Genomic DNA, 13,150 nt, shown 5'->3' with positions numbered 1-13,150 from the left:
CGTCTCGCGGTCGCGCCGCTCTGGGGAGGAGGAGGGGGTTCCCCAGAGCGGCGCTTCCGCATGCGCGGGGGTGGGGTGCGGCGCGCGGGTCGGCGGGATGCAGTGCGGTGCGGTGCGGCGCGGTGCGAGTAATCCCTTGCGCTGGAGTGTGCTCCAACTCCTACAGTGCGGGCCCATGACCATGCGATACAGAAGTCTGGGCGGCACCGGCATAGAGGTGAGCGCCCACTGCCTGGGCACGATGATGTTCGGGGCGGTGGGGAACCCGGACCATGCGGAGTGCGCCCGGATCATCCACACCGCGCTCGACCGGGGCATCAACTTCGTCGACACCGCGGACATGTACTCCGCCGGGGAGTCCGAGGAGATCGTCGGGAAGGCGCTCAAGGGGCGCCGGGACGACGTCGTCCTCGCGACCAAGGTCCACTTCCAGATGGGGGAGGGACGCAACCGCAGCGGGAACTCGCGGCGTTGGATCACGCGCGCCGTCGAGGACAGCCTGCGCCGGCTGGACACCGACTGGATCGACCTCTACCAGGTGCACCGGCCGGACCACTCGACCGACGTCGAGGAGACCCTGTCCGTCCTGGGCGATCTGGTGCGGGCCGGGAAGATCCGTGCCTTCGGGTGCTCGACGTTCCCCGCGGAGGAGATCGTCGAGGCGCACCACGTCGCCGAGCGGCGGGCGCTCGCGCGGTTTCGGACCGAGCAGCCTCCGTACTCGATCCTCGCGCGCGGTATCGAAGCCGACGTGCTCCCGGTCGCCCGCCGCTACGGGATGGGCGTGATGACCTGGAGTCCGCTCGCCTCCGGGTTCCTCAGCGGCAAGTACCGGCTCGGCGGCCCCGTTGACCTGACCTCGGGGCGGGCAGCGTTGACGCCGGCGCGCTTCGACCCGGCGATCCCGGGCAACGTCGCGAAGCTGGAAGCGGCGGAGCGGCTGGTCGAACTCGCCGAGTCCATCGGCCGTACGCTGCCGGAGCTGGCCGTCGCGTTCCCGGTGGCGCACCCCGCCGTCACCTCGGTGATCATCGGCCCGCGGACCATGGAGCAGCTGGAATCACTGCTCAAGGGCGCCGATCTGGTCCTCGACGACGCGGTTCTCGACCGGATCGACGAGATCGTGCCTCCGGGCACGAACCTCTACCGCCCTGATGGCGTCTGGCGGCCGCAGTCCCTGACGGACCCCGCGCAGAGGCGCAGGCCGCTCGGGGACCGATCGGCCGGCCCGGCGGCCTAGGGGTCGCGCCCTCCTGGGGAGCTGCCGCTTCGATGTTTCACGTGAAACAGGGACGGTGGCGACCGGCCGACAACCCGAGGACCTACTCCGGGTGGTGCTCCGGGCCGCCGAAGTCCGGGCTCGTGAAGTCCGGCGGGGTATAGCCGGTCCGGGGTCCCTGCGAGGCGGATCCCGGACTGGTGAAGTCGGGCCGGGTGTATCCCAGATCGGGGATGCGCCCGGCCCTCGGCGTACGCGGCACCGGGTAGCCCGGCCCCGCGCTCGGGTCGGCCAGCGCGTCCCGCAGGAACGGCATGATGCCGCGCTCCAGCAGGGCGTTGCGCCAGGCCTCGCGGGCCCGCGAGAGCTCTTCGGGTATGGACACCGTCTCGTCCGCCGCCACCTCGGTGGCGCCGTTGCGGACGGCCGTCACCAGCAGCCCGATCACCGCGAAGAGCAGTCCGGCCACGGTGAGCGCGCCGAAGAGCCAACCCGCCGTCAGCATCGTCTCGGCGAAGGCGGGTTCGGGCTCGATCATCTTCAGGCTGTAGCCGATCAGCAGGAAGATCAGCATCGCGGTGCCGGCGAGAACCGGTGCGAGGACCGCGACGACGGCGCCGGCGCCCGCTCCACCGCCCGTGTCCTGGCCGCTGTCCTCGTCCCCCGCCGTGCGGGGGGCTGAGAGGGCCTCATCGCGCAGGTCCTCACGGACCTTCACGTAGTGGTCGTACTCGGCCGCCGCGGCGGCGGTCAGCAGGGCGCGGGCCCCCAGGGCCATGGTGCGCAGCTGTTCGGCGTTCAGACGTTCGCCGAGCGTGGCGAGCTCGGGCCGGTCGTGCGCGGTGCGCAGCGCCTCTTCGAGGAGCCGATCGAACTCCGGTCGGTCTTCGGACAGCAGGTGCGGAGCGCTGGTCATGTGCATCCCCCGATGCTCCGTACGAGCCGGTATTCCCGCGTAGAACCCGGGCACCGGCACAAACGGAGGAGAGCCTGCTACGGATAGAGCGATGGTAGAGCGACCTTGCCACGCGGTGACAGGGGCTTTCCGGAAATAGCCCGCTCTGGTGACGCTCAGTCGTTGAGGGGGAGTTGTACGACGAGCAGCTTCCCGGCCATCGTCACACCACCGTCCATCGCGATGGCGAGGCCCTGCGCGTACACGTGGGGGCCGTCCACGGCCTCCGGGCCGCGCGGCTCGTCGCCGTCCTCGGTGCCGACCTCGCCGAGCAGGTAGGGGATGGGGCTGTGCCCGTGCACGACACGGCCGCCGCCGTAGGTGTCGAGGAGTTCCCGTACGGCCTGCGGGCCGCTCTCCTCGTCGCGGAAGGCGAACCGCTTGGTGAACTTGCGGAACAGGTCCCAGGTGATGTCGGCGTCGTTGCGGTTGAGCAGCTCGTGGATGGTGTCGTTGACGTCCTCGATGGAGTCGCCGTAGTCGAGGTAGGCCGTGGTGTCGGAGTGCAGCAGCAGGTGCCCGTCCTCCAGGACGGCCGCGTCGAGCCGGGACATCCACTGGAGGTGGACGTCCTCCAGGCGCTCCATGTCGGTGCGCTGGCCGCCGTTGAGGAGCCAGGCGGCCTGGAACGTGGCGGTGCCGGCACCGGAGACCACGGGGGTGTCGCCGAACCGCTTGGCACCGATGAGGAGCAGCTCGTGGTTGCCCATGAGGGCCTTGCAGTAGCCGCCCGAGGCGGCGGCCTCGGCGGACAGCCGCATGACGAGATCGATGACGCCGATGCCGTCGGGGCCGCGGTCGGTGAAGTCGCCGAGGAACCAGAGCCGGGCGTTGCCGGCCGACCAGTGGCCGTCGGCGTCGATGAGGTTCTGAGCCCGGAGCTCGGTGACGAGTTCGTCCAGGTAGCCGTGCACGTCGCCGACGACGTAGAGCGGCCCGGGGCCGGCGGCGACGGTCTCCTGGGGGACGTACTGGACCTGGACGGTGTCCCCTGGTCCGCCGCGGCCGATGATCGGGAGGTCGCGCTGGGTGGGGGTGTAGCCCTGGTCGAGGTTGTCGTCCTCGGGCTCCGGACCGGGCGTCGGCGGCGCGTGGTCGGGCTGCGGGGGCACGGCCTGCGCGGGTACGGCTTGCGGGGGTACCGCCCGCGCGGGCGCGGGCTGCTGGGGCACCACGCCTGCGGCGTAGGCGGGTCGCGGGGGCACGACGGCGCCCTCCTCGTAGTACGCGGGGTACTCGCCGTAGCCGGGGGTCTCCCCGTCCAGGCCGACGGGCACGGCGTACGGGGCGGGTTCGGTGACCGGAACCCGGAAGTCCCGCAGCGTCTCCGTCCGCATCGCGGGTCCCTGACCGGCCCCCTGAGTCATCGACCCCTCCACCACCGTCGCGCTGCCGTACACCTGCGGACCCTCCTGACCTCCGGGTCGGAGGGTCCGTGATGTCGTGCGCCCATCATAGGAATGCGGCTCGCGCTCTGTGACGCACCAGGGGTGGTGAATCCTGGCCGGAGCCGATCGTTCCTGCCGATTTCTCCCGATATCGGCCCTGCGGAAATCTCGGCGGGGCCGTCGGCCCCGCCGTTGTGGTGCCCAAATCCGGGTCGGTGAGGGTGATCAGTCCTGCGCCGGGGAGCGCGGTGGGCTGACGGTCGTACGGGGCTGCCTGCGCTGGGAGGAGGTACGGATGATCAGTTCGGTCGGGACGACCTGTTCGACGGGCCGTCCGGTGTCGACTCCCTCGATGGCGTCGATCAGCAGCTGCACGACGGCGGTTCCGATGCGACGGGGCTTGAGGGACAGGGTGGTGATGGGCGGTTCGGTGTTGGCGTACACGGTGGACTCGCTGCAGCAGACGAGCAGCAGGTCCTCGGGGACGCGCAGGCCGTAGCGCCGGGCGGCGGCGAGCAGATCGGTGCCGTTGGGGTCGAAGAGCCCGTACACGGCGTCGGGCCGGTCGGGGCGGGCGAGCAGCCGGTCGGCCGCGACGGCGCCCGCGCACGGGTCGTGGGCGGGGTAGGACTCGTACACGGGGTCCTGGCCGACGCGCTCGCACCAGCTGAGGTACGCGGTGGTGGAGAGCCGGGTGTAGGTGTCGGTGGTGGTGCCGGTCAGCAGCCCGATACGGCGGGCGCCGGCAGCGGCGAGGTGGTCGAGCAGGTTGAGGACGGCGGCCTCGTGGTCGTTGTCGACCCAGGCGGTGACGGGGAGGGAGCCGGCCGGTCGGCCGTCGGACACCACCGGCAGGCCCTGGCGGACCAGCTCGGTGACGACGGGATCGTGGTCGGAGGGGTCGATGACGACGGTGCCGTCGAGGGCCACGTTGGACCAGACGTCGTGTCGGGAGGTGGCGGGGAGGATGACGAGGGCGTAGCCGCGGGCGAGCGCCGCGGAGGTGGCCGCCCTGGCCATCTCGGCGAAGTACGCGAATTCGGTGAAGGTGAAAGGTTCATCCCCGTACGTGGTCACGGTCAGGCCGATGAGGCCGGACTTGCCGGTACGGAGGGTGCGGGCCGCCGCGGACGGGCGGTAGCCCAGTCGGTCGGCGACCTCGCGAACGTGGCGGCGGGTGGCGTCCGGCAGCCGCCCCTTGCCATTGAGCGCGTCGGAGACGGTTGTGATCGAGACGCCCGCTGCGGCGGCCACGTCCCTGATGCCTGCCCGGCCCTGTCGGCCGGCGGCCCGCCGGGTGGTCTCGGTCCGGCTCACCTGATGCTTCCCTGCTGCTGTCATGGCGAGCCGATAGTAGGGCTCGGTGGGGTGGGTGGTCCGGGTGCATATGCACGCGTTGACAGGCACGTTTCTGCATGGTTCGCCACCCCCAATGACCTTGGAAACAAAGGCTTTTCGTTGCCCAGGGTGATCGGGGGGCTTGTCGGCGGGTCCGAGCATGCCAAAACGGAGCGGTTTCGGGCCGGTCTCAACTCACCTGCACGAGGGATGCGCGCCACGGCGCGGGCCACCGGCGCGCGCATATATGCGTGCGCTCCCCCGCATTCCTGGCGCCCTCCATTCTCCGAACGGCGGAATCCTCATAAGGTGAGCAGTATTGAGTCGACGGCGACGTCGGACGGGACGGTCGAGGAGGACCTGCGGTGAGCGAGAAGAGCCCGAAGCTGCGCGCCGAGCTGGACGGCATCCCCACCTACAAGCCGGGCAAGCCCGCGGCCGCGGGCGGGGCCGTGGCGTACAAGTTGTCCTCGAACGAGAACCCCTACCCGCCGCTGCCGGGGGTGCTGGAGACCGCGGTCACCGCGGCCGGCCAGTTCAACCGCTACCCCGACATGGCCTGCACCGGCCTCGTGAACGAGCTCGCCGAGCGGTTCGGCGTGCCGGTCGAGCACATCGCCACCGGCACCGGTTCGGTGGGTGTGGCGCAGTCGCTGATCCAGTCGACGGCCGGCCCGGGCGACGAGGTCATGTACGCCTGGCGGTCTTTCGAGGCTTATCCGATCATCACGCAGATCTCGGGTGCGACGTCCGTACAGGTCCCGCTGACCGACGGCGATGTGCACGACCTGGACGCGATGGCCGCCGCCATCACCGACCGGACCCGGCTGATCTTCGTCTGCAACCCCAACAACCCCACCGGCACCGCGGTCCGCCGGGCCGAGCTGGAGCGGTTCCTGGACCGGGTCCCGTCGGACATCCTGGTCGTGCTGGACGAGGCCTACCGCGAGTTCGTCCGCGACACCGACGTGCCGGACGGCATCGAGCTCTACCGCGACCGCCCGAACGTCTGCGTGCTGCGCACGTTCTCCAAGGCGTACGGGCTGGCCGGCCTGCGCGTCGGCTTCGCGGTGGCGCACGAGCCGGTGGCCGCGGCGCTGCGCAAGACGGCGGTGCCCTTCGGCGTCAGCCAGCTCGCGCAGGACGCGGCGGTCGCCTCGCTGCGTGCCGAGGACGAGCTGATGGGCCGGGTCGGGTCGCTGGTGGGCGAGCGCGCGCGGGTTCACGCGACGCTGCTCGCCCAGGGCTGGACGGTGGTCCCCGAGACGCAGGCGAACTTCGTGTGGATGCGGCTGGGGGAGCGGACCGCCGAGTTCGCGGCGGCCTGCGAGAAGGCCGGCGTGGTGGTCCGGCCGTTCGCGGGTGAGGGCCTGCGGGTCACGATCGGTGAGACCGAGGCGAACGACCTCTTCCTGCACACGGCAGCGGCGTTCTTCAAGGAGCTGTAGGAGCTCCAGGCCCCGGAGGGGCTTTTCAGGGGCTGGTTGTTACGCCAGCTCCACGCGGATGGGGTCGCCGTCGCGGACGGTGGCCAGCAGGCGGGGGTCGCCGTCGAACGAGCCGAGCACATTGCACGGGCTCGCCAGGCGGCTCTCGCCTCCGCGCGAGATGGGCGTCGGGCCGTAGGGGAGCGCGAGGGCGTCCCCTTCGGTCCAGAACGCGACCGTGCCCGGGTCGACGACCTGGCGGGCGTCGTGCTCCAGCGCCACGGAGACGCCGGTGTCGAAGTAGACCTCCTCGCCCCAGGTATTGGCGGAGGCGGAGAGAGGGAGGACGGCGGCCAGGGCCTTGCTGGTCGGAGTCTCGTCGAGGGTCGCGGTGAGCTGGCCGGAGGGCCAGGAGATTCGTATCTGCATGGCTTCATTCAACAATCTGTTGAAATTCTTGGCTAGAGGGCCCTGGCCTGCCCTTGGGGACCCCCCCCCGCCCAAAAGATCGAAAACGCTGTGCGCCATAATGCTTGTGAATGTGAACGCGTTCACAAGCGTGTCCTGTTTTGTGCCGTATCGGGCAGGACATCACAGGCAAACTTCGGCTGTGACCGTGGCGACCTGAAGGAGACGACGACGTGGATCTGGCTTTGGCGCCGGAGACCCTGGCGCGATGGCAGTTCGGCATTACGACCGTCTATCACTTCCTCTTCGTTCCTCTGACGATCTCGCTCGCCGCGCTGGTCGCGATCTTGCAGACCGCGTGGGTGCGGACGGAGAAGGAGAAGTACCTCAAGGCGACGAAGTTCTGGGGCAAGCTTTTCCTGATCAACATCGCGATGGGTGTCGTCACCGGCATCGTCCAGGAGTTCCAGTTCGGCATGAACTGGTCCGACTATTCGCGGTTCGTCGGTGACATCTTCGGGGCGCCGCTGGCCTTCGAGGCGCTGATCGCGTTCTTCTTCGAATCGACCTTCATCGGGCTGTGGATCTTCGGCTGGGACAAGCTGCCGAAGAAGATCCACCTGGCCTGCATCTGGATGGTCTCCATCGGCACCGTCCTGTCCGCGTACTTCATCCTCGCGGCGAACTCCTGGATGCAGCACCCCGTCGGGTACCGCATCAACAAGGAGACCGGACGCGCCGAGCTGACCGACTTCTGGCACGTGCTCACCCAGAACACCGCTCTCGCGCAGGTGTTCCACACCCTGACCGCGGCCGTCCTGACCGGCGGCGCCTTCATGGTCGGCATCGCCTCCTACCACCTGCTGCGCAAGAAGCACATCCCGGTGATGCGCACCTCGCTGCGGCTCGGCCTCGTCGCCGTGGTCATCGGCGGCCTGCTCACCGCGATCAGCGGCGACACCCTCGCCAAGGTCATGTTCAAGCAGCAGCCGATGAAGATGGCCGCAGCCGAGGCCTTGTGGGACGGCGAGAAGAGCGCGCCCTTCTCGGTCTTCGCCTACGGGGACGTGGACAAGGGCCACAACAAGGTCGCCATAGAGGTGCCCGGTCTGCTGTCCTTCCTGGCGGACAGCACCTTCGACTCGTTCGTGCCCGGCATCAACGACGTCAACAAGGCCGAGCAGGAGAAGTACGGCCCCGGCGACTACCGGCCCAACATCCCCGTCGCGTATTGGGGCTTCCGGTGGATGATCGGCTTCGGCATGGCCTCCTTCACCATCGGGGCCGTGGGGCTGTGGCTGACCCGGCGCAAGTTCCTGCTGCCGCCGGCGCTGCGCACCGGTGAGGACGAGCGGCCGCACCTGGTCCCCTTCCGCAAGGCCCTCAGCCCGCGTCTGACCCGGCTGTACTGGCTCACCGCGATCTGGACCCTCGGCTTCCCGCTGATCGCCAATTCCTGGGGCTGGATCTTCACCGAGATGGGCCGCCAGCCGTGGGTCGTCTACGGGGTCCTGCGCACCCGGGACGCGGTCTCGCCCGGCGTCTCCCAGGCCGAGGTCATCACCTCGATGGTCGTCTTCACCCTGCTGTACGCCGTGCTCGCGGTGATCGAGGTCCGGCTCCTCGTGAAGTACGTCAAGGCCGGCCCGCCGGAGCTCACGGAGGCCGACCTCAACCCGCCCACCAAGATCGGCGGCGACGACAACACCGCCGACAGGCCGATGGCCTTCTCGTACTGAGGCTGAGGAGACCACACCATGCAACTCCACGACGTCTGGTTCGTACTCATCGCCGTCCTGTGGACCGGCTACTTCTTCCTTGAGGGCTTCGACTTCGGAGTCGGCGTCCTGACCAAGCTGCTGGCCCGCGACCGTAAGGAGAAGCGGGTCCTGATCAACACCATCGGACCCGTGTGGGACGGCAACGAGGTCTGGCTGCTCACCGCGGGCGGCGCGACCTTCGCCGCCTTCCCCGAGTGGTACGCCACCCTCTTCTCCGGCTTCTACCTGCCGCTGCTGCTCATCCTGGTCTGCCTGATCATCCGCGGCGTCGCCTTCGAGTACCGGCACAAGAGGCCCGAGGACAAGTGGCAGACCAACTGGGAACACGCGATCTTCTGGACCTCCCTGATCCCCGCGTTCATGTGGGGCGTGGCCTTCGCCAACATCACGCGCGGGGTGAAGATCGACGCGGACAAGGAGTACGTCGGCAGTCTCTTCGACCTGCTGAACCCGTACGCGCTCCTCGGCGGGCTGGTCACCCTCACCCTGTTCACCTTCCACGGCGCGGTGTTCACCTCGCTCAAGACGGTCGGTGACATCCGGGACCGCTCGCGCGCCCTGGCCACCCGGCTGGGCGTGGTCACCGCGGTGCTGGCCCTCGGCTTCCTCGTCTGGACCCAGGTCTCGCGCGGTGACGGCTGGAGCCTGATCGCGATGATCGTCGCCGTGGCGGCCCTGCTCGGCGCCCTCGGCTGCAACCTGGCGGGCCGTGAGGGCTGGTCGTTCGCCCTGTCCGGGCTCACGATCGCGGCCTCCGTCGCGATGCTGTTCCTGACGCTCTTCCCGAACGTCATGCCGTCCTCGCTGAACGACGCCTGGAACCTCACCGTCACCAACGCCTCGTCCAGCCCGTACACCCTGAAGATCATGACCTGGTGCGCGGGCGTGGCGACCCCGGTCGTCCTGCTCTACCAGGGCTGGACGTACTGGGTGTTCCGCAAGCGGATCGGCACGCAGCACATCGCCGACGCGCACTGAGACCGCCTGACCCTTCTGCCTCACCCAGCTTCGGGGGATGTTTCACGTGAAACCGATCGACCCGCGCCTGCTCCGGTACGCCCGCTCCACCCGCCTCTTCCTGGCGGCGGTGGTGGTCCTCGGGCTGGCCGGGGCGGGGCTGGTCGTCGGCCAGGCGATGCTCATCGCCGAGATCGTGGTCGGCGCCTTCGAGGAGGGGCTGGACGGGCAGGCGCTGCGGACACCGCTGCTGCTGCTCGCGGTGGTGGCGCTCGGGCGGGGTCTGGTCGCGTGGCTGACCGAGCTGGCCGCCCACCGGGCGAGCGCCGCGGTCAAGTCGGAGCTACGGGGGCGGCTGCTGGACCGGGCCGCGGAGCTGGGGCCCGGCTGGCTGAGCGGGCAGCGGACGGGATCCCTGGTGGCTCTGGCCACCCGGGGTGTGGACGCGCTCGACGACTACTTCTCCCGCTATCTGCCCCAGCTGGGGCTCGCGGTGGTCGTCCCGGCCGCGGTCCTCGCCCGGATCGTCACCGAGGACTGGGTGTCGGCGGCCATCATCGTGGTCACGCTGCCGCTGATCCCCCTCTTCATGGCCCTGATCGGCATGGCGACCCAGTCCCGGATGGATCGGCAGTGGCGGCTGCTGTCGCGGCTGTCGGGGCACTTCCTGGACGTGGTGGCCGGACTGCCGACGCTGAAGGTGTTCGGGCGGGCGAAGGCGCAGGCCGAGTCGATCCGAAAGATCACCGATGACTACCGGCAGGCCACGATGCGGACGCTGCGCATCGCGTTCCTGTCGTCGTTCGCGCTGGAACTGCTGGCCACCCTGTCGGTCGCGCTGGTGGCGGTGACCATCGGCATGCGGCTCGTCCACGGGGAACTGGACCTGTACACCGGGCTCGTCATCCTGATCCTGGCGCCCGAGGCGTATCTGCCGCTGCGCCAGGTCGGTGCGCAGTACCACGCGGCCGCCGAGGGCTTGGCGGCCGCCGAAGAGATCTTCGAGGTGCTGGAGACCCCGGCAGCGGGTACGGGCGGCACGGCTGTCCTGCCGGCCGGGGCGCCGCTGCGGATCGAGCTGGACGGGGTCGCCGTCCGCTACGACGGGCGCGGCGAGGCATCGCCCGGGCCGGTGTCGCTGACCGTGGAGCCGGGCGAGTGCGTGGCGCTCACCGGGCCGAGCGGGGCGGGCAAGTCCACGCTGCTGCACGTGTTGCTCGGGTTCGTGACGCCGACGGCGGGGCTGGTCCGGGTCGCGGGCGTGGACTTGGCGGAGCTGTCGCCGGAGCAGTGGCGGGAGCGGATCGCCTGGGTTCCGCAGCGGCCGCACCTGTTCGCGGGGACGATCGCCGAGAACGTACGACTGGCCAGGCCCGGGGCGTCCGACGCCGAGGTGGCCGAGGCGCTGGAGGACGCCGGGGCATCGGCCTTCGTGGCCGCGCTGCCCCGGGGCATGGAGACCCCGCTGGGCGAGGGCGGTGTCGGGCTGTCCGCAGGGCAGCGGCAGCGGCTGGCGCTGGCGCGGGCGTTCCTCGCGGACCGGCCCGTGCTGTTGCTGGACGAGCCGACGGCGGCGCTGGACGGGGAGACCGAGGCCGGGGTCGTCGATGCGGTCCGGCGGCTGGCCGTGGGGCGGACCGTGCTGCTGGTCGTACACCGGCCGGCGCTGCTGGCCGTGGCCGACCGGGTGGTGACGGTGGGTCTGGCGGCGGTCGCGGACCCTGCGGGTCACTCCCCCGCCGTATCTCCGGTCGGCGCGTCCCCGGCTGCGGCGGGTGCGTCCCTGCCCACGGCCGGCGGGGCGCTCAGGGCCGCGTCTGCGGGCTCTGTGCAGGATCCCGGGGAATGGATCCTCGGGTCGGCGCCGGAGCAGGCGGAGCGGGCCGCGGGGAGCGCCTCGGGCGCGGGCGATCCGCTCCGCAGGGTCCGCGACGTGGCCAGGGCCTGGCAGGGGCGGTTCCGGCTTGGGCTGCTGCTCGGGGCGCTGGCCGTCGGAAGCAGTGTCGGACTGATGGCCGTGTCCGGGTGGCTGATCTCGCGGGCCTCCGAACAGCCGCCGGTGCTCTACCTGATGATGGCCGTCACCGCCACGCGGGCCTTCGGGATCGGGCGGGCCGTCTTCCGGTACGCCGAGCGGTTCGTCTCGCACGACGCGGTGCTGCGGATGCTCGCCGATCTTCGGGTCGCGGTGTTCCGCCGGCTGGAGCGGATCGCCCCCGCCGGGCTGCGCGAACAGCGGCGCGGAGACCTGCTGGCCCGGCTGGTGGCCGACGCCGACGCCCTCCAGGACTACTGGCTGCGCTGGCTGCTGCCGGTCGGCACCGCGCTGATCGTCGCAACCGGCTCGGTCGCCTTCACCGCCTGGCTGCTGCCCGAGGCCGGGGCCGCCCTCGCCGTCGGGCTGCTCGCCGCCGGGGTCGGGGTGCCGCTCGTCAGCGGGGTTTGTGCCCGCCGGGCGGAGCGGCGGCTGGCGCCAGCCCGCGGCGAACTCGCCACCCGGGTGGCCGACCTGCTCACCGGCACCGCCGAGCTCACCGTCGCCGGTGCGCTTGAGGACCGGAAGGGCCGGGCCCGCGAGAGCGACCGCACGCTGACTGCGATCGCCGCGCGTGGAGCGGCCGCCACCGGGCTCGGCAGCGGGCTGACCGCCCTGGTGTGCGGGCTGACCGTGGTGCTCGCCGCGGCCGCCGGGGCGGGCGCCGTGGTCGACGGCCGGCTCTCCGGGGTGGCCATGGCGGTGGTCGTGCTGACTCCGCTCGCCGCCTTCGAAGCCGTCAACGGACTTCCGCTGGCCGTCCAGTACCGGCAGCGGGTACGCCGCAGTGCCGAGCGGGTCTACGAGGTCATCGACGCGCCGGTGCCCGTCGCCGAGCCGGAGCGCGCCCAGGAGACGCCCGGGTCGCCGTTCCCGCTGCGGCTGAGCAAAATCGCCGTCCGGTACCCCGGTCAGGAGCGCGACGCGCTGCACGGGCTGGACCTGACGCTGGAGGCCGGCCGGCGCATCGCTGTCGTGGGCCCCTCGGGCTCGGGCAAGACCACGCTGGCGCAGCTCCTGCTGCGCTTCCTGGACCCGCACGAAGGCTCGTACTGCCTGGGCGGGACCGAGGCGCGCGGGCTCGACAGCGACGACGTACGCCGGTTCGTGGGGCTCTGTGCCCAGGACGCGCACATCTTCGACAGCTCGGTACGGGAGAACCTGCGCCTCGCCCGGACCGGAGCGAGCGAGCAGCAGCTGCGGGACGCGCTGGCCGCGGCCCGGCTGCTGGAATGGGCCGACGGGCTGTCGGACGGGCTGGACACCCTGGTCGGGGAGCACGGTGCGCGGATCTCAGGGGGGCAGCGCCAGCGCCTGGCCCTGGCCCGCGCGCTGCTCGCCGACTTCCCCGTCCTCGTCCTGGACGAGCCGGCCGAGCACCTGGACCTGGCCACCGCCGACGCCCTGACGGCGGATCTGCTGGCCGCGACCGAGGGCCGCACCACCGTGCTGATCACGCACCGGCTGGCTGGTTTGGAGGCGGTGGACGAGGTGATCGTGCTGGATCATGGTGAGGTCGTACAGCGCGGCGCGTACGAGGAGCTGGCCGCCGTCGAGGGGCCGCTGCGGAGTCTGCTGGAGCGTGAACGCGCTGCGGACAGGACTTTGGCCGACTTTCCCCTGTAAAAGGGACTAACTACGC

At 70.9% G+C, this 13,150-nt stretch carries 9 protein-coding genes; 5 read left to right on the top strand and 4 right to left on the bottom strand.

The features are described 5' to 3' along the window. Nucleotides 1–181 precede the first annotated feature (181 nt). Nucleotides 182–1,240, top strand: coding sequence for an aldo/keto reductase (locus OG982_RS14185; protein ID WP_266949915.1), 1,059 nt, complete (start codon nt 182–184; stop codon nt 1,238–1,240). An 82-nt stretch (nt 1,241–1,322) separates the two neighbouring features. Here the strand turns inward: OG982_RS14185 and OG982_RS14180 are convergent, their stop codons facing one another. The 3 genes from OG982_RS14180 to OG982_RS14170 form a co-directional block, all read right to left on the bottom strand. Next, nucleotides 1,323–2,141, bottom strand: coding sequence for a hypothetical protein (locus tag OG982_RS14180; protein WP_266786831.1), 819 nt, complete (start codon nt 2,139–2,141; stop codon nt 1,323–1,325). A gap of 149 nt (nt 2,142–2,290) precedes the next feature. Then, nucleotides 2,291–3,541 carry a metallophosphoesterase gene (locus OG982_RS14175; protein WP_266786833.1) on the bottom strand — a complete coding sequence of 417 codons (1,251 nt, stop codon included), beginning with the start codon at nt 3,539–3,541 and terminating at the stop codon, nt 2,291–2,293. A 246-nt stretch (nt 3,542–3,787) separates the two neighbouring features. Continuing rightward, on the bottom strand, nt 3,788–4,903 hold the full coding sequence (locus tag OG982_RS14170; protein WP_266786835.1) for a LacI family DNA-binding transcriptional regulator: 1,116 nt from the start codon (nt 4,901–4,903) through the stop codon (nt 3,788–3,790). Between the two features lie 362 nt (nt 4,904–5,265). Between OG982_RS14170 and hisC the strand changes: the two genes are divergently transcribed. Then, nucleotides 5,266–6,348 (top strand): histidinol-phosphate transaminase, encoded by a 1,083-nt coding sequence (hisC, locus tag OG982_RS14165; protein WP_266786837.1) that lies wholly within the window; start codon nt 5,266–5,268, stop codon nt 6,346–6,348. 39 nt (nt 6,349–6,387) lie between these two features. Here the strand turns inward: hisC and OG982_RS14160 are convergent, their stop codons facing one another. Next, on the bottom strand, nt 6,388–6,756 hold the full coding sequence (locus OG982_RS14160) for a cyclophilin-like fold protein (RefSeq protein WP_266786839.1): 369 nt from the start codon (nt 6,754–6,756) through the stop codon (nt 6,388–6,390). A 212-nt stretch (nt 6,757–6,968) separates the two neighbouring features. On the opposite strand from OG982_RS14160, the gene OG982_RS14155 reads away from it, so the two are divergent. From OG982_RS14155 to cydD, 3 genes are read left to right on the top strand one after another with little or no spacing between them, the layout of a single operon-like run. Further along, nucleotides 6,969–8,474 carry a cytochrome ubiquinol oxidase subunit I gene (locus OG982_RS14155; RefSeq protein WP_266786841.1) on the top strand — a complete coding sequence of 502 codons (1,506 nt, stop codon included), beginning with the start codon at nt 6,969–6,971 and terminating at the stop codon, nt 8,472–8,474. Nucleotides 8,475–8,492: 18 nt separating this feature from the next. After that, a complete protein-coding gene (cydB, locus tag OG982_RS14150) occupies nt 8,493–9,494 on the top strand; it encodes a cytochrome d ubiquinol oxidase subunit II (RefSeq protein ID WP_266786843.1) in 1,002 nt (333 codons plus the stop codon). A 37-nt stretch (nt 9,495–9,531) separates the two neighbouring features. Continuing rightward, nucleotides 9,532–13,134, top strand: coding sequence for a thiol reductant ABC exporter subunit CydD (gene cydD, locus OG982_RS14145; protein ID WP_266948661.1), 3,603 nt, complete (start codon nt 9,532–9,534; stop codon nt 13,132–13,134). The last annotated feature ends 16 nt before the right edge of the window (nt 13,135–13,150 follow it).

Source organism: Streptomyces sp. NBC_01551 (assembly GCF_026339935.1).
In the GTDB taxonomy this organism is placed as follows: Bacteria; Actinomycetota; Actinomycetes; order Streptomycetales; family Streptomycetaceae; genus Streptomyces.
Note: the sequence above shows the minus strand (reverse complement) of the source record. Positions and strands in the feature narration are given on the sequence as shown.

Coding starts and splice junctions, on each gene's coding strand:
- OG982_RS14185 (WP_266949915.1), top strand. CDS start 182: ATGCGATACAGAAGTCTGGGCGGCACCGGCATAGAGGTGAGCGCCCAC.
- OG982_RS14180 (WP_266786831.1), bottom strand. CDS start 2,141: ATGCACATGACCAGCGCTCCGCACCTGCTGTCCGAAGACCGACCGGAG.
- OG982_RS14160 (WP_266786839.1), bottom strand. CDS start 6,756: ATGCAGATACGAATCTCCTGGCCCTCCGGCCAGCTCACCGCGACCCTC.
- cydD (WP_266948661.1), top strand. CDS start 9,532: ATGTTTCACGTGAAACCGATCGACCCGCGCCTGCTCCGGTACGCCCGC.
- OG982_RS14175 (WP_266786833.1), bottom strand. CDS start 3,541: ATGACTCAGGGGGCCGGTCAGGGACCCGCGATGCGGACGGAGACGCTG.
- OG982_RS14170 (WP_266786835.1), bottom strand. CDS start 4,903: ATGACAGCAGCAGGGAAGCATCAGGTGAGCCGGACCGAGACCACCCGG.
- cydB (WP_266786843.1), top strand. CDS start 8,493: ATGCAACTCCACGACGTCTGGTTCGTACTCATCGCCGTCCTGTGGACC.